Annotated in this window: 16 protein-coding genes; 4 read left to right on the top strand and 12 right to left on the bottom strand. The window is 60.7% G+C overall.

Annotated elements, in window-relative coordinates:
- Together R3C98_RS06280 and pnuC are read left to right on the top strand one after the other, a co-directional pair.
- Positions 1 to 483, top strand: a complete 483-nt coding sequence (locus tag R3C98_RS06280) for a hypothetical protein (protein WP_371313259.1) — start codon at positions 1 to 3, stop codon at positions 481 to 483.
- 42 nt (positions 484 to 525) lie between these two features.
- Positions 526 to 1,110, top strand: coding sequence for a nicotinamide riboside transporter PnuC (gene pnuC, locus R3C98_RS06275; RefSeq protein WP_371313258.1), 585 nt, complete (start codon positions 526 to 528; stop codon positions 1,108 to 1,110).
- Here the strand turns inward: pnuC and R3C98_RS06270 are convergent, their stop codons facing one another.
- Entirely contained in the window at positions 1,111 to 2,004 is an 894-nt protein-coding gene (locus R3C98_RS06270; RefSeq protein WP_371313257.1) for an SDR family NAD(P)-dependent oxidoreductase, read from the bottom strand.
- Positions 2,005 to 2,065: 61 nt separating this feature from the next.
- Between R3C98_RS06270 and R3C98_RS06265 the strand changes: the two genes are divergently transcribed.
- On the top strand, positions 2,066 to 2,749 hold the full coding sequence (locus tag R3C98_RS06265) for a tetratricopeptide repeat protein (RefSeq protein ID WP_371313256.1): 684 nt from the start codon (positions 2,066 to 2,068) through the stop codon (positions 2,747 to 2,749).
- Positions 2,750 to 2,752: 3 nt separating this feature from the next.
- Here R3C98_RS06265 and arsC read toward each other — a convergent pair whose 3' ends face one another.
- From arsC to R3C98_RS06240, 5 genes are all read right to left on the bottom strand, one after another.
- Positions 2,753 to 3,172: an arsenate reductase (glutaredoxin) gene (gene arsC, locus R3C98_RS06260; protein WP_371313255.1), complete on the bottom strand. Its 420-nt coding sequence runs from the start codon at positions 3,170 to 3,172 to the stop codon at positions 2,753 to 2,755.
- Entirely contained in the window at positions 3,169 to 4,212 is a 1,044-nt protein-coding gene (arsB, locus tag R3C98_RS06255; RefSeq protein WP_371313254.1) for an ACR3 family arsenite efflux transporter, read from the bottom strand. The genes arsC and arsB overlap by 4 nt, the downstream gene beginning before the upstream one ends.
- Before the next feature lie 4 nt (positions 4,213 to 4,216).
- Positions 4,217 to 4,705, bottom strand: a complete 489-nt coding sequence (locus tag R3C98_RS06250; RefSeq protein ID WP_371313253.1) for an ArsI/CadI family heavy metal resistance metalloenzyme — start codon at positions 4,703 to 4,705, stop codon at positions 4,217 to 4,219.
- Between the two features lie 23 nt (positions 4,706 to 4,728).
- On the bottom strand, positions 4,729 to 5,064 hold the full coding sequence (locus R3C98_RS06245; RefSeq protein WP_371313252.1) for an ArsR/SmtB family transcription factor: 336 nt from the start codon (positions 5,062 to 5,064) through the stop codon (positions 4,729 to 4,731).
- A gap of 65 nt (positions 5,065 to 5,129) precedes the next feature.
- A complete protein-coding gene (locus R3C98_RS06240; protein ID WP_371313251.1) occupies positions 5,130 to 6,491 on the bottom strand; it encodes a M17 family metallopeptidase in 1,362 nt (453 codons plus the stop codon).
- A 118-nt stretch (positions 6,492 to 6,609) separates the two neighbouring features.
- Between R3C98_RS06240 and R3C98_RS06235 the strand changes: the two genes are divergently transcribed.
- Positions 6,610 to 7,503 carry a hypothetical protein gene (locus tag R3C98_RS06235; protein ID WP_371313250.1) on the top strand — a complete coding sequence of 298 codons (894 nt, stop codon included), beginning with the start codon at positions 6,610 to 6,612 and terminating at the stop codon, positions 7,501 to 7,503.
- A gap of 31 nt (positions 7,504 to 7,534) precedes the next feature.
- Here the strand turns inward: R3C98_RS06235 and R3C98_RS06230 are convergent, their stop codons facing one another.
- The 6 genes from R3C98_RS06230 to R3C98_RS06205 are packed head-to-tail and all read right to left on the bottom strand — an operon-like array spanning position 7,535 to position 14,886.
- A complete protein-coding gene (locus tag R3C98_RS06230; RefSeq protein WP_371313338.1) occupies positions 7,535 to 8,605 on the bottom strand; it encodes a type II secretion system F family protein in 1,071 nt (356 codons plus the stop codon).
- A gap of 17 nt (positions 8,606 to 8,622) precedes the next feature.
- Positions 8,623 to 9,660, bottom strand: coding sequence for a type II secretion system F family protein (locus R3C98_RS06225; protein WP_371313249.1), 1,038 nt, complete (start codon positions 9,658 to 9,660; stop codon positions 8,623 to 8,625).
- On the bottom strand, positions 9,660 to 11,150 hold the full coding sequence (locus R3C98_RS06220) for a CpaF family protein (RefSeq protein WP_371313248.1): 1,491 nt from the start codon (positions 11,148 to 11,150) through the stop codon (positions 9,660 to 9,662). Before R3C98_RS06220 ends, R3C98_RS06225 begins: the two co-directional genes overlap by 1 nt.
- 24 nt (positions 11,151 to 11,174) lie before the next feature.
- Positions 11,175 to 12,578, bottom strand: coding sequence for a CpaE family protein (locus R3C98_RS06215; protein WP_371313247.1), 1,404 nt, complete (start codon positions 12,576 to 12,578; stop codon positions 11,175 to 11,177).
- A 26-nt stretch (positions 12,579 to 12,604) separates the two neighbouring features.
- Positions 12,605 to 13,318 (bottom strand): CpaD family pilus assembly protein, encoded by a 714-nt coding sequence (locus R3C98_RS06210; RefSeq protein WP_371313246.1) that lies wholly within the window; start codon positions 13,316 to 13,318, stop codon positions 12,605 to 12,607.
- An 11-nt stretch (positions 13,319 to 13,329) separates the two neighbouring features.
- On the bottom strand, positions 13,330 to 14,886 hold the full coding sequence (locus R3C98_RS06205) for a type II and III secretion system protein family protein (protein ID WP_371313245.1): 1,557 nt from the start codon (positions 14,884 to 14,886) through the stop codon (positions 13,330 to 13,332).
- Positions 14,887 to 14,888: the final 2 nt, after the last annotated feature.

Genomic DNA, 14,888 nt, shown 5'->3' with positions numbered 1-14,888 from the left:
ATGAGGCTTGAAGACATAATTGGTAACAAGGTGCCACCCGATGCATTCAAATTATTCTCAGTTTTTGCTCGGTATGAGTACGCACTTAAGCGAAGTGGTTTTCGTGCACGCAGAGACCCTTTTGCTGATTGGGAAGCATTTGCCAAGGAACTACCCGTAGAATTCTTTGGTAGGGCCACAGCAATTCCATCCGCTCGTATACTGATAGAAGCGCCTCCCGAAAAACTAAAAACCAATGCCTCTGGCGGCGTGGAGTGGCGATCTGACGTCGCACCAGCATATGACTCGTGGACTCTTATCCAAGCGGTAAAGCGCGTACGAAACAACCTGTTTCATGGCGACAAGCACTATGATCGAGATAGAGACTTGAAGCTGACTTTGGCTTCGCTTGATGTGTTGAATTGCGCTTATGAAATTGTTGCAGGCACTGAAGGCAATGAGAGATTTTCAAACTTCATCATCGAATTCTCGATGGACTATTGAGCGGATAATCCGCTAGACGCCACCGCAGGATGCACCCCAAATATGACCTGGACTGAAATCGCAGGCTTCGTTACCGGCGCGCTTTGCGTGTGGCTGGTCGTGAAGCGGAATATCTGGAATTTTCCGGTCGGGATCGCGAACTATATCTTCTTCTTTGTACTGTTCATCGGCGCGGGTCTCTATGCCGATGCCGGGCTGCAGGTGGTTTATTTCGGGCTGGCGCTTTATGGCTGGTATTCCTGGCTGCGCGGGGGTGAGGACCACACCGCGCTGAAAGTGCACAATCCGACCCTGCCGCAATTCCTCGCCTGCCTTGGCGCCGTGGGCGTGATCTGGGCGGCGATCCAGTTTGGCCTTCACCGCTACACAGACTCCACCGTCGCCGGGTGGGACGCGATCACCACAGCGCTCAGCCTCGTCGCTCAGTTCATGCTGTCGCGCAAATGGATCGCGAACTGGTGGCTCTGGATCGCGGCGGACCTGATCTACATCCCGCTCTATGCCTTCAAGGGCCTGTGGCTGACGGCCGGGCTCTATGGCATCTTCCTCGCCATGTGCGTCGTGGGCCTGATGGAATGGCGCGCGGTGCGGGCCAAGATGCTGGCGGCAAAGCCCTCCACCTCCTGATCACCCCTCCCCCGCCAGAATCGCGGCGAGGCCTTCGCGGTAGGTGGGGTATTTCGGGCGCCAGTTCAGGGCGGCCTTGGTGCGGGCGTTGGAGACGCGTTTGCACTCGGCATAGAAACTGAGGGCCATTGCGCTGAGGCCTGCCTCCTCAATCGGGATTTCCGGCGGCGGGGCCATGCCGAGCAGGTCCGCGGCGTGGGCGATCACGTCCTGCGGCGGGGCCGGTTCGTCGTCGCAGAGGTGGAACACGCCGCCTGCCCGCGCGGCGGCCTCCGGGCGCTGGTGCAGGGCCAGCAGGCCGCTCGCGATATCGTCCACATGCACGCGGGAGAAGACCTGCCCCGGCTTCACGATGCGCCGGGCCGTGCCCTCCCTCAGACGGTCGAAGGCAGAGCGGCCGGGGCCATAGATACCCGGCAGGCGAACGATGGAGGCGCGGCCGTTTGTGGCTTCGCGCCACTGGTCCTCGGCGAGGGCGCGGGCCTTCGCGCGGCGGCACTGCGGGCGGGTCTCGCTCCACTCGAACGCCCAGCCGCCGGCAAGATCGCCATAGACGCCGGTGGTCGACAGATAGGTCACGGCAAGATCATGGAGTGGTCCGGTATAGTCATGATCTGGTCCGCTATCGTCATGGCTAAGTCCGGTATGCACATGGCGTAGCACGGGGCAGCCATGCGCATCGGGCGGGATCGTCACGAGCAGGCATGCGCTGGCGGGCAGCTGAAGCGGGCTGTCGCCGTCCCAGACGCGGGCGTCGATGCCGCCTGCCCTGAGGGCCTCGGCCTTGGCCTCGCTGCGCACCGTGCCGGCCACAGGGCCCGGCCAGATCCGCGCCAGCTGTGTGGCACTATAGCCAAGCCCGGCGACAAAAAGCAGAGATGGCTGAACTGTCATTTGCGTGCGCTGATCCCTTTGTATCTATGGGGTTTGTTACAGGTTCCGGAGTGTCCGATCCATGCCCCTTTTTGCTGCTGCCGCCGTCTCGCTCGTCCTGCTTCAGTCGACCGGCGAACGTATTGCGGCCGAGGAACAGGCCCGGCTGGAGGCCTGCCTAGCCAAGATCGAGACCGACCCGGACGACGCCTATGAAGACGGCCTCGCCTGGCTCTATCAGGGCAACCGCCCCGGCGCACGCCAGTGCACGGCCATCGCGCTGATCGCCCTCGGGCACCAGGCGGAAGGCGCCGAGCGGCTGAAAAACCTCGCAAATTCAACGGATGGCGGCACGCTGGAACAACGCGCGGCTTACCTATCACAGGCCGGGAATGCCTGGATCGAGGCCGACGATCCGGACTCCGCCCTGCAGGCCTTCGACGGCGCACTGAAGATCGCGCCCGATGCGCCGGAACTGCTGCTGGACCGGGCCTCCGCCCACATCCTGCTGGAGAATTACGACAAGGCCATTGAGGACCTCGACGCCGTCCTGCTGCGCGTGCCCGGCTCGAGCGAGGCCTACCAGATGCGCGGCGCCGCCTGGCTCGCCAAGGGCGATCCGGACAAGGCCATGCTGGACGTGACCGCCGCGATGGAAGCCGATCCGGAAGACATCAACACGCTGGTCCTGCGCGGCCAGGTGCGCGAGGCCCTGCGCCTGCAGGAAGACGCCGGCGGCCCGATCGAGCGGATCGAGGCCGACTAGGCCTTAGCCGACGCGCTGGCCGTTTTCGTCGATCAGAAGCGCGCCATCTTCCTTGTAGAACGGGCCCGGTGGCAGGGTTTCCAACAGATCCAGAACCGCCTCGCTTGGCCGGCACAGGCGCACGCCCTTCGGGCTGCAGACAATCGGCCGGTTTACGAGAACCGGATGTTCCAGCATCGCCTCGAAGATCGCCTCATCGGCAACACCGGGCTCCAATAGCCCCAGCTCTTTCGCCGGAGATTTCGATTCCCGCAGAGCGGTGCGCGGTGTCAGCCCGGCCGCCGCGAACAGGCCCAGCAGCTGCGCGCGCGTCCAGCCTTCCTTCAGGTATTCGATCACAACCGGCGTCTCGCCGCTCGCCTCGATGATGGCCAGCACGTTCCGGGACGTGCCGCAATCCGGATTGTGGTGAATGACAATCATGGCGCGGCGGCCTCCCCTTCTGTCGTCACGAATGCAGATCGCGTCCGGTTGGCGAAAGCGACCAGCGACAGCATCACCGGCACTTCGACCAGCACGCCGACCACGGTGGCCAGTGCCGCGCCGGAGTTCAGGCCGAACAGGCTGATCGCAACGGCGACGGCCAGTTCGAAGAAATTGGACGTGCCGATCAGGGCACATGGCGCCGCGATCCGGTGCGGCACTTTCCAGGCCCACGCGGCCGCATAAGCGAGCGCAAAGATGCCATAGGACTGGATCAGGATCGGAACGGCAATCAGGGCAATCACGGCAGGCTGTGCAAGGATGGTCCCACTCTGGAAACCGAACAACAGGACGACCGTCGCCAGTAATCCGATGACGGAGAGCGGTTTCATGCGGTGAGTGAAACCTGTCACAGCCGCCTCCCCGCCCTGCCGGGTCAGCGCATTGCGCGTGAGAACGCCCGCGATCAGCGGAATGACGACGTATAGCGCCACCGAGAGCAGTAGCGTTTCCCATGGCACGCTGATCTCCGTCACGCCCAGCAGGAATGCCACGATCGGCGCAAACGCGAACACCATGATCGTATCGTTCACGCTGACCTGCACCAGCGTGTAGTTCGGGTCCCCGCGGGTGAGCTGGGACCAGACGAACACCATGGCCGTGCAAGGCGCTGCGCCGAGAAGGATCAGGCCCGCGAGGTAGCCTTCGGCATCCGCGGCCGGGATCCATCCCGCGAAGATGTGACGGAAGAACAGGACGCCCAGCATCGCCATGGTGAAAGGCTTGATCAGCCAGTTCACCACCAGCGTGATGATGAGGCCTTTCGGACGTTCGCCGACCCGGCGCATGGCCGAGAAGTCGATGCCGATCATCATGGGCCAGACCATTGCCCAGATGAGCACGGCCACGGCAAAGTTGACGTTGGCATATTCCAGCGCGGCCAGTGCGGAGAATGCACCGGGAATGACTGCGCCCAGGCCGATCCCTACAACAATGCAGAGACCGACCCAGACCGACAGGTATTTCTCGAACGCCCCCACTGGATCAGCCGCAGCAACCAGTTGTCTTCGGTTCCGGGATTACCGGTGCACAGCAGGCCCGCTCCACCGCCATACCTGTCGGAGTCGAAGCGAGGCGTCCGTCACTCAGCTCCGGGCCACCACCATAGACGGCGCTGTCACCGGTCGTGTGAAACACCTCCCACGGCACACCAGCCGGGTCAGAAACCCAGCTCTTCTCCGATTGGGCGTAGCAGCAGACGGTCTCCCCTTCTTCGAGGACAGGCGCATCGGCACGTTTCAGGCGATCATAGACCTCGGCGAGTTCGCCTGCATCTTCCGCCTGAATGCCCAGATGCTCCACACCGGATGCCGCGCCACGGGCGCTGATGGCGAGGTTCACACGCGGATCGTCCAGCATCCATTTGGCATAATCATCCTTCAGCACGCTCGGCGGCGCACCGAACAGGGTCGAGTAGAAGTCGATGGACCGTTGGAGGTCGTCCACCCCTATGTGTACGTGCAGGCGCTTCATGATGTTTCCTTTTCAGTGACAGGTCAGCAGCAGGCAGACTGCGCTGCCGCGATGATTGGACTGCAGATTTCTTCACGCCCCTGGCAACAGTCTTCCATCAGGAAGACGATCAGCCCGCTGATGGCGTCGAAGTTTGCAGTGTAGATGATGGATCGCCCCTGCCGGTTGCCTTCGACCAGACCCGCATTCGAAAGAATGTTGAGCTGAGCCGATAATGTATTCGCCGGCACGTCGAGGGCGGCAGCAATTTCCCCGGCCGGCAAGCCGTCATGCCCGGCCTTCACCAGAAGGCGAAACACAGCCAGACGGTTTTCCTGGGCCAGGGCGGAGAGTTTGGAGAGGGCGTTTTTTGATTCCATATTTCCAGTATCGTGGAATTATGGAATGAGTCAACACCCTTTTCGATATCACTCTTTCCGAAGAACTAGCGGTAGCGTTTTTGCAGCATGGCCCACACGGCACGCAGGCCACACGCGGCAGCGCCTTCCGGTCGCCCATACTTCCCTTTACGCCAGGCCCAGACATCGAAGTGCGCCCAGCTCTTCGCGTCGACGAACTGCTTCAGGAACAGGCCGGCCGTGATCGATCCACCAAAGCCGCTGCCGGAATTCACGAGGTCTGCGATCGGGCTCTTCAGCTCCGACATGTAGGGGTCCCAGAGCGGCATACGCCAGACCGGATCGCCGGACTCCGTCGAGCCTTCGAGGATATCGGCCACCAGCTGCTCGTCGTCGGAATAGACTGGCGCGAGATCCGCCCCGAGCGCGACACGGGCCGCGCCGGTAAGTGTCGCAAAGTCGATCAGCAGATCAGGTTCCCCTTCGGAGGCCCGCGCCAGCGCATCGGCCAGGATCAGCCGGCCTTCAGCATCCGTATTGTCGATCTCGACCGTCAGGCCCTTGCGGGACGACAGGATATCGCCCGGCCGGAAGGCATCGCCGCTGATCGCATTTTCGACTGTCGGCACGTAGAGCTTCAAGTGCACCGGCAGCTTCGTCGCCATGACGAGGCGGGCGAGCGCGATGACGTGGGCCGAGCCGCCCATGTCCTTCTTCATGATCCGCATGCCGCTGCCCGGCTTGATGTCGAGCCCGCCGGAATCGAAGGTCACGCCCTTGCCAACGAGCGCCAGCTTCGGCTTCGAAGCGTCGCCCCATTCCAGTTCCAGGAAACGCGGCGCAGCCTTTGCGGCGCGGCCCACGGCGTGAACCATGGGGTAGTTCTGTTCCAGCAGGGCGTCGCCAACAATCGCGGTTAGTTTGGCGCCGAATTCCTCCGCCAGTTGTTCCACGGTCTCCTGAATGCCGGCCGGGGTCATGTCGCCGGCCGGCGTGTTCACAAGATCCCGCAACAACGTGATGGAGTCAGCTTCCGCCGACAACGCCTCGCCTTCCTTGCCATCCGGGATAACCAGCTGCGGCGGGGTCGCCTTGTCTTTCAGGTACCGGTCAAAACGGTAGGCTCCGTCAGCCCAGCCAGCCGCAACCGATGCCATTGAGAGACCACCATCGGACGCAATCTCATACACGCCCTCCGGAAGCTTGCCCGACAGCGCCGCGACCGCCAGCGCGTCCTTTCCATCGCCAATGCCGCCCAGCACGTGGGCCAGCGCACCATCCGGGCCCGGCACCAGCACCAATTGCCCTGCCCCGCCCTTGAATGCCTGCGCCTTTGCGACCGCAAGGGCGGAAGGGAACGGATCGTTCTCCAGCGATTTGAAAGCGTCGGCGGTGTACAGCCAGACGCTGACCGCCCCGTCGGCACCGGTGGTGAAACTCTTGTGCATGAAATCGGCCTCGTACGGGCAAGTGTTAATGGAGTCTGCGCTGGCGTTAACCCATCCTTGACGCCCACAGGTCCAGACTCACGCGGGAATGACCCTGATTCAAACCCGGAGCGGTCCCATGTCCAGAGCGAAAACCTCACTGGCTGCACTTGCCATCGCCCTTGCTGGCGTATCGGCCTGCGCCACGGCGCCTGATCCGGACGCTCAAGCCGCTGAGCAGCTGAAGGCCGCCGTGGCCGAGGCGATGAAGCCGGCAACGCCGGAAGAAATCGAGGCCGCCAACAATGCGGACCCGCTGACCAAAGCGAATTTCTGGTCGAAGGAATATGGGAAGGACGCCGAAAACCTGGACAATGCCCTGACTTTTGCCGAGGCCCTGCGCGGCATTGGCTCCACCGAACGGGCGGTTGAGGTTCTCTCCGAAGTGCTGGTGATCTATCCCAATGAGCCGCGGATCCTGATGCCGCTTGGCCGGGCCCTTGCCGCAAATGGCAACCAGTTGGGGGCCGCACGCGCGTTTGAACAGGTCGCGGTCGCCAATCCGGACCGCGCAGAAGCCTGGGCCGCCCTCGGCACCGCGATGGACCAGCTTGAGAACCATCAGGGCGCTCAGGTTGCGTATGAAAAGGCGCTGGCGATAGAGCCTGGCCGAGCCTCAACACTTGCCAACTATGGCCTCTCCCTCGCCCTGACGGGTGACCTGGCCGGCGCCGAAGCGAAGCTGCGCCAGGCGGCTGCTCTCGCTCCGGCCGATGTGCGCGTCCGGGAGAACCTGGCCCTCGTTCTGGGGCTGCAGGGACGGTTCGACGAGATGCAGAAAACCAGCGCCGGTTACGCGCCGGAAAAGGTGGTCGAGCAGAATGTCGAACTCCTGAAGGAAATGATCCAGACGGACAATGGCGCGCCATCGCCCGCCGTCAGTACGGCCTCACAAGTTGCAGCGCCTGAGACCGCGAAAGAGGCGCCGCCCGCGGAATCGACCGGGCTGCGCCTTCGCCGCACCGGCGGCTGAAATACCGTTTTTCCGATTGAGTTGAGGCCGTTCAAGCCAGGACGCGGACGTCCACACGCGGGTCAATCCCTGTCAAGCCGCTTGCATCTGAACGCCGTGAGCCGCCGCGACGTTCCTTTGTGACCGCCGGCGCCGCTTCGTTCTTCTCCGACATCTTCTGGTATTTGATGTAGGCTGGACCAAGGACCACCAGGAACAGAACCGGCAGGAAGAATACAATCATAGGCACTGTCAGCTTGGCCGGAAGCGCAGCGGCTTTCTTCTCGGCTTCCGACATCCGCATGTCACGGTTTTCCTTCGCCATCACACGCAGCGCATCGCCAAGAGGCGTACCATAACGTTCCGCCTGGCCGAGTGCCATACAGACCGATTTCACACCCTCATGCCCTGTCCGTTTAGCGAGATTGTCATAGGCCTGCCGACGCTCTGGCAGATAGGACAACTCGGCCACGGTCAATCCGAATTCTTCTGCGAGTTCGGGTGAGGCCGACCCGATCTCCTGACTGACCTTATGAAAGCCAAGCTCGATCGACATCCCGGACTCGACACAGATAAGCAGCATGTCCAGCGCGTCAGGGAAGGCGCGCATAATGGAATGCTGACGCTGCTGGGCGAGATTGGAGACATAGATGTTGGGCGCGTAAAACCCTGCTGCAGCGCCAAACAGGATGGACCCGTACTTCATCATCGGACGCATGCCGAAATCGTTGACGAAGAAAACCGTCACGAAAACGGCCAGCATACCGACGAAAGGCAAGGCCATTCGGGCAAAGTAGAATGCCGATACCGGGCCGGGTCCGCGCAGGCCAGCCTTGTTCAGGGTATCCTGCAAATTGGGGTCCTCGAGGGCCTTTGCGAGGTTCAGACGGGACGAAATTTCCCCGATCGCGGAAGTATCCTTACGACGGAGTCCCTTTTTCTGCTCCAGCGCGGCACGGCTCTGCTTGCGGAGCTTCTCCCGCTGCATTGAAACGGCCTTCAGGCGGGTTTCCAGCTTGTTGCCCTGCAGGTACGGCATGAACATCGTCAGCATCGTGCCAAATACCGCCACCGCGACCAGGATCGATGCCAAGGCCTCAGGTTTCGTCAGGGAAAGGATAATATCGAACACTATCGCGCCTAAATATCGAAGTTGATCATCTTCTTCATCGTCATGACACCCATGAACATGAGGGTAGACCCACCCGCAAGGATGACGTGACCGGTTTCGGTCCGGAATAGCTCCATGATGTAGTCAGGTGTCGTCAGAAAAACGAGCAGACCCACCGCGAAGGGCAGCGATCCGATAATCATGGCCGACGCCTTCGCTTCCGAAGACATCGCCTTGACCTTTTCACGCATCATCTTGCGTGAACGGATCACACTGGAAAGGTTGCCGAGCGCTTCGGAAAGGTTGCCGCCCGCCTTGGCCTGGATCAGCAGCACGATCATGAAGAAGTTCACTTCCTGCAGAGGCACGCGCTTGTAAAACATGCTGAGCGACCGCTCGGTTCCCGCCCCCATCGCAAGATTGTCGGCGAGCGTGGCAAATTCAGTCCTTAGTGGCTCCGGGCTTTCCTTTGCAATGATCCGGATACATTCATTCAACGGCAGACCGGATTTAACCCCCCGGACGATGACATCCAGCGCATCTGCGAATTGGTTGATCATCTTCTTGTGGCGGCTGTTGATCATGAAGTTCAGGACAAATCGCGGCAATCCGAATGTCCCGCCAACAAAGGCACCGGCCACAAAGATTGGCCGGCTGCGGAAGGCGATACCCGACACTGTCAGGCCTTCGAAACCGGAGAGAAATGCCAGCACGGCGCACACGCTGCCGAGCAGGACTGAGAACATCCAGAAAGCTGACAGAGGAATCTCAAGACCCGCCTGCACCAATTTGATCTTGACCGTCTGGGCCCCACTGGTTTTCCGTCGGGCTTCCCCCTGCTTGCGCAGGGTGTCCAGCATTTCCTGGGTCTTGGCGCGGCGCTTCGCCGACTCGTCCATGACCTTGGCGCCCCTGCCCCTTCCGGTCACCGTAGCCCCTGCACCAATGGCACGGGCACGCTTGCGGGCGGCATCTTTGTCGCCACCGGAAAAAGCCATTCCGAGACCGCCAATCGCGACAAATGCCAAAACGGCAATCGCGATGGTCATCGTATTTGAGTCCATCATCAGCCTCCCAGCTCGTCGAGGGCGACTGCCAGTTCACGTTCCAGATTGTAGTAGGAAGCACGATCCCAGAAGCGCGGCCGACCGATCCCGGTCCCGCGGTGCTTGCCGATGACACGGCCGTGTTCGTCTTCGCCTTCGATTTCGTACTTCAGCACGTCCTGCAGAACGATCGTATCACCTTCAAGACCGAGGACTTCCGTCACGTTCATGATGCGGCGCGAACCATCCCGCAGGCGCGATGCCTGAACCACGACATCGATGGAACCGACAATCATTTCACGAATTGTTTTGGCAGGCAGCGAGAAGCCACCCATCGTGATCATGGATTCCACACGGCTGAGCGCTTCACGCGGGCTGTTGGCGTGCAGCGTGCCCATCGATCCGTCGTGACCTGTGTTCATCGCCTGAAGCAGGTCGAACGCCTCAGGGCCACGCACCTCGCCCACGATGATCCGTTCCGGACGCATACGCAGACAGTTCTTCACGAGATCCCGCATCGTGATCTCGCCAGTCCCTTCGATATTCGGTGGGCGGGTTTCCAACCGCACCACGTGGGGCTGCTGAAGCTGAAGTTCCGCGGAGTCTTCGCAGGTGATGACGCGCTCACCCGGTTCGATGAACCCGGTCAGACAGTTCAGCAACGTCGTCTTGCCGGAACCAGTACCGCCGGAAATCAGAATATTGCAGCGCGAATGCCCGATGATCCGCAGCAGTTCGGCGCCCGGCTCGCTGATGGAGCCGAAATTGACCAGATCCTGAAGGCGCAGCTTGTCCTTCTTGAACTTACGAATGGTCAGGGTCGGCCCGTCAATCGCCAATGGCGGGGCGATAACGTTCACACGGGAGCCATCCAGCAGACGCGCGTCACAGATGGGCGAGGAATCATCGACGCGGCGGCCGACCTGGCTCACAATCCGCTGGCAGATGTTCATCAGCTGTGCGTTGTCGCGGAACCGGACGTTCGTCCGTTCGATCTTGCCATTGACCTCGATATAGGTCGTGTCTGCACCGTTGACCATGATATCGGCAATGTCGTCGCGCGCCAGAAGCGGCTCCAAAGGCCCATACCCCAGGACGTCATTACAGATGTCATCGAGCAGCTGTTCCTGCTCGGTCAGAGACATCACGACATTTTTGATCGAGATGATCTCGACAACAATGTCGCGGATTTCCTCGCGCGCGCTTTCTGAGTCGAGCTGTGCCAACTGGGACAGGTCGATGGTGTCGATCAGCGCATTAAAGATCGTCGTCTTTGTTGCGTAGTAGTGTTCAGACTGCTGAGAGACCTCCCGGACTTTTTCCGGCTTCGGGTCCGACGGCGGTGGGGCCGGCGGAGGCGGCGCCTTGGGCGCGCCTTTTACCGCAACGGGTTTCGGCGCCGGCGCCTTGACCGCCTCAGGACGAGGCGATGCTGGCGCAGCCTTCGGCGCAGGCGCAGAGGCCGGTGCCGCTGTCGGTGTCGCAGAAGGTGAACGTTTCCCGAATGCCATCCGATTGTCCCGCCTTGTCAGGCCTTATTTGCCCAACAGTTTCTTGAAGATGGATTTCTGCTGCGTCGCGACCGAGCGACCGGTCAGCAGTGAAGCCATATGGTCGATCGCCTGGGCTGAACGCGATGCCCCGTCCGTCTCGGAAATCATCTGCCCGTTGTTCGCAGCAGTACCGAACAGCTCCGGCTCGAACGGCAGAATGACTTCCGGCTCCACGCCAATTGCTGCACCAAAGTCCTTCACCGGAATCTCCGGGCGTTTCGGCACACCAGACATGTTGATGATCAGCCGTGGCGGATTGTCGTTCGGACGGGCCGCTTTCAACTGATCAATATAATTCTTGCCGTTGCGCAGCGATGCGAGGTCTGGCTGGCACACAATGATGACTTCATCTGAGGCAACCAGTGTTCGCTGGACCCAGCGGCTCCAGACATGCGGCAGGTCAAGCACCAGGAACGGCACATTCCGGCGGACCACTTCGATTACGGATATATATGACTCATCCGGGATATCCATGATCTGTCCGATGGACGCCGGTGCCGTGAACAGCGACAACCGATCACTTGCCTTTGCAAGCAGCCGCTCGATCACCGCGTCATCAGCGCGTTCCGGCTGAAGCAGTGCATCCGCGATCGTCTGCGTCGGCTCCTGGTTGAAGTCCAACGCCGTGGTACCGAACGACAGGTCGAGATCGACAAGGGTCGTGTTGACCTTTGTGTTTTCCGCAAGCGCCCAGGCCAGGTTGTGCGCGATCGTCGAGGCCCCTACCCCGCCTTTCGCACCAACAACGGATATCTGCTTTCCGACGAACGGAGCATCCGGATCGGCGAACAGGCCGGAAATCGTCCGCAGGATCTGCAGCGGCTGGAACGGTGGAACCACGTATTCACTGACACCGCGAGCAACAAGCTGGCGATAGAGCGCAATGTCATTGATCGCGCCGATCACCATGACCTTGACGTTTTCGTCGCAGTACTCGGCCAGTTGATCAATTTCCGACAGCAACTGGGCTGACCGTGCCGTTGATTCGATCACCAGCAGGTTTGGCGTCGGGTTCTCGCGCATATAGTCGATGGCACTGGCGATGCCGCCGCCATGTGTTTCGATCGTTGCCCGGCCCATACGCCGGTCACGCTCGCAGACTTCCATCATCAAGCGCGTCTCATCACGCTCATAGAAGACCCGAATGGAAATGGCAGGCAGCACGGAGTCGCCGCCCAAACCATCCTCAGGCGCGGTAAAGACGGGTTGATCGAATTCGATGTCGCGCTGGGGTGTTTCCAGGTCGACCATGACCGGCTCGTCTCCCGGTGTCTCCATCAACGGGTCTTCCTTCGGAAGCACCAGATCCGCCATCGGATCATCGGCGAAGACGTCTTCGAAGTCGGATTCGAAGTCGGATTCGTGGAGCGGCTTTTCACTGGACATGGCTTTTCTATTCCTTGTCTTACGCTCTAGTTCGAAATGGCCTGGGAAACCGTGCCGGTTTCCTGTGCGGACCGCGTCGATCCTGTGGACTCACCCTCGCGGAATTTCTTGAGAATGACGCTGCGGCGGAGCGGGTCCGCGCTGTCCAGAGTACGGGTGCCAAGCAGGTCGGCAGGGTCTGCAATCATTGCGGCGAGGTTCGAGCGGACGGCACAGCCGAGCGTTGAGCGCTCATTGTTGGAACTGATGTCCGCATAGTTGATTGTCGCCTGCGACGGACAATCCGGCGCGATGGCCTCATAGGCCTGGAATGCAAGGATCATCGGTTCGGCGACGAGCGAGCCTTCGCCGTGATGGGTTCCTTCGATTTCCTCGTACTGAACGCCATTTTCATAAGCGATGGCGCGAGCTTCCGCGACAGCTGCGACAGCCAGCTGCGGATTGGCGGTCGATTCCGGCAGGGACATGATCAGCGGACCATGACCATGGTCCCGGTAGGCCGAAACGAAACCGGAAATCGCAGCCTTGTCTGCAAGGCTGATTTCCGAAGCCTGCGGATGGATGGCGATCTCAAGGAACTCCGTCTTCTTCTCGACGGTGATCGCATTCCGGTCCAGGACTGTTCCCTGAAGGTAGGAGGCCGGCACGTTTGTCGGTGCGACGCTGGAACAGGCACTCAATCCTGTCAGGCAAATGCCGGCGGCAATCAGAGTGGCGGTGGGTTTCAGGATTCTGGTCACCTTCTGGTCCCCTATTCCTCAATAAAGCCCACAGGGGCACGATAATCCGATGCCGAAACGGGCTCTCCGTTGCGGCCATATTGTTCATTCAGCTTCCCGAAGAAGATCGTCTTCGCATCCGAAGCGTTCGCATAACCGTCAGCTGGCGTGCGGAGCTGGTCCTTCTTCGCCGGGTCCACCAGGTAAGGCGTGACGATCACGACGAGTTCCGTCTCTTCCTGAAGGAAGTCGCGAGACTGGAACAAGGCGCCGAGGATCGGCAGCTTCTTGAGGCCGGGAATCTGATCGAGGCTCTGACGCGATTTCGACTGGATCAGGCCGGCCATCATCATGGACCCGCCGGAAGGCAGTTCGATAACGGATTCCGCCCGCCGGACAGACAGCGCCGGAAGCGTCACACCTTCATACGTCGTGGTATTGCCCTGATTGTCGACGACCGTGGTGCTTTCACCCTGGAACGCGCCTTCGGAGCTCAGCTCTGACACCTCCGTGGACACCTTCAGCGAAATCCGACCCTCGGAAAGGACGACTGGCGTAAAGCCAAGGCCGACCCCGTAAGGTTTGAATTCGACCGTGATCCGGCCATTCTGGTCCTGACCAACCGGCACAGGAAACTCGCCGCCAGCCAGGAATTTTGCGCTCTCGCCCGACATCGCAGTGATGTTCGGTTCAGCAAGCGTCTTCACGATGCCGATCCGCTCAAGCGCATTCAGTTCAAGACCTACGCTCGACTGAAGATCCGTACCGACATAATTGCTGTAAGACGCACGCCCGGAGAATCCGCCCAGCGACCGTCCCTGGAGCGGGAAGCCAAGGCTCGACCCGACACTCGATGTCACATCGAATGGCGCGCCCGGCAGGAGCGCCGTGGTGCCGGTGTCCGTCGGCGGGCTTCCAGTGAAGAGCTGGCGTTCAACGAGGTTTCCGAGATCACCGAAAGTTGGTGAACCGGTCAGATTGATTCCCAGCTGTTTGATCGCATTGCGCTGCATCTCGACGATGCGCACTTCCAGGAGCACCTGATCCTTGGCTGCGATGTCGATCATGTTGACGATCTTGGTCTTGTCATCCGCCCCCAGATAAGCCTCGACCAGACGCTGAACGGCATCGGATTCGGCCAGGCTGTCGGTCGTTCCGGTGATCACGACATTGCCATTGAGGCCTTCGACCTGCACCCGCGCACCCGGCACATGGCGTGCAATCAATTGCTCGATGCTGGACATATCCATTTCGACATTTATTTCGAGATTGAGCAGCTGATTGCCGCTCCGGTCGAAAACAAAGGCATTGGTCTGGCCGTACTTGATCCCCCGGAAGATGATCCGCTGCGATGTCTGCACGACAGCATCGGCAATCTCGGGGTTGGTAATCACGACATCGGCTGCAGGCGCCGGGAGATCGATGATGGTCGATTTGTTGAGGCCCAGCGTGACCTGTTTGCTGAACGCGGATTCACCCGGCTGGGTGATGACCGTATCGAACGCGTTCGGCGCGGCCAACGCTGCCGGCCCCATCATCAACGACAAAGCAATTGCAGCCGCCGTCTTGGTTGTCAGGAAGGCCTTCATAC

It is taken from the genome of Hyphomonas sp. (assembly GCF_041398465.1).
In the GTDB taxonomy this organism is placed as follows: Bacteria; Pseudomonadota; Alphaproteobacteria; order Caulobacterales; family Hyphomonadaceae; genus Hyphomonas.
The sequence above is the reverse complement of the archived record's forward strand: the minus strand, read 5'-3'. Positions and strand labels throughout refer to the sequence as shown.

Excerpts from the sequence above, each read along its gene's own strand:
- R3C98_RS06265 (WP_371313256.1), top strand. The coding sequence starts at position 2,066 with ATGCCCCTTTTTGCTGCTGCCGCCGTCTCGCTCGTCCTGCTTCAGTCG.
- pnuC (WP_371313258.1), top strand. The coding sequence starts at position 526 with ATGACCTGGACTGAAATCGCAGGCTTCGTTACCGGCGCGCTTTGCGTG.
- R3C98_RS06250 (WP_371313253.1), bottom strand. The coding sequence starts at position 4,705 with ATGAAGCGCCTGCACGTACACATAGGGGTGGACGACCTCCAACGGTCC.
- R3C98_RS06235 (WP_371313250.1), top strand. The coding sequence starts at position 6,610 with ATGTCCAGAGCGAAAACCTCACTGGCTGCACTTGCCATCGCCCTTGCT.
- R3C98_RS06205 (WP_371313245.1), bottom strand. The coding sequence starts at position 14,886 with ATGAAGGCCTTCCTGACAACCAAGACGGCGGCTGCAATTGCTTTGTCG.
- arsC (WP_371313255.1), bottom strand. The coding sequence starts at position 3,172 with ATGATTGTCATTCACCACAATCCGGATTGCGGCACGTCCCGGAACGTG.
- R3C98_RS06225 (WP_371313249.1), bottom strand. The coding sequence starts at position 9,660 with ATGATGGACTCAAATACGATGACCATCGCGATTGCCGTTTTGGCATTT.
- R3C98_RS06240 (WP_371313251.1), bottom strand. The coding sequence starts at position 6,491 with ATGCACAAGAGTTTCACCACCGGTGCCGACGGGGCGGTCAGCGTCTGG.
- R3C98_RS06215 (WP_371313247.1), bottom strand. The coding sequence starts at position 12,578 with ATGTCCAGTGAAAAGCCGCTCCACGAATCCGACTTCGAATCCGACTTC.
- R3C98_RS06280 (WP_371313259.1), top strand. The coding sequence starts at position 1 with ATGAGGCTTGAAGACATAATTGGTAACAAGGTGCCACCCGATGCATTC.
- R3C98_RS06270 (WP_371313257.1), bottom strand. The coding sequence starts at position 2,004 with ATGACAGTTCAGCCATCTCTGCTTTTTGTCGCCGGGCTTGGCTATAGT.
- R3C98_RS06245 (WP_371313252.1), bottom strand. The coding sequence starts at position 5,064 with ATGGAATCAAAAAACGCCCTCTCCAAACTCTCCGCCCTGGCCCAGGAA.
- R3C98_RS06220 (WP_371313248.1), bottom strand. The coding sequence starts at position 11,150 with ATGGCATTCGGGAAACGTTCACCTTCTGCGACACCGACAGCGGCACCG.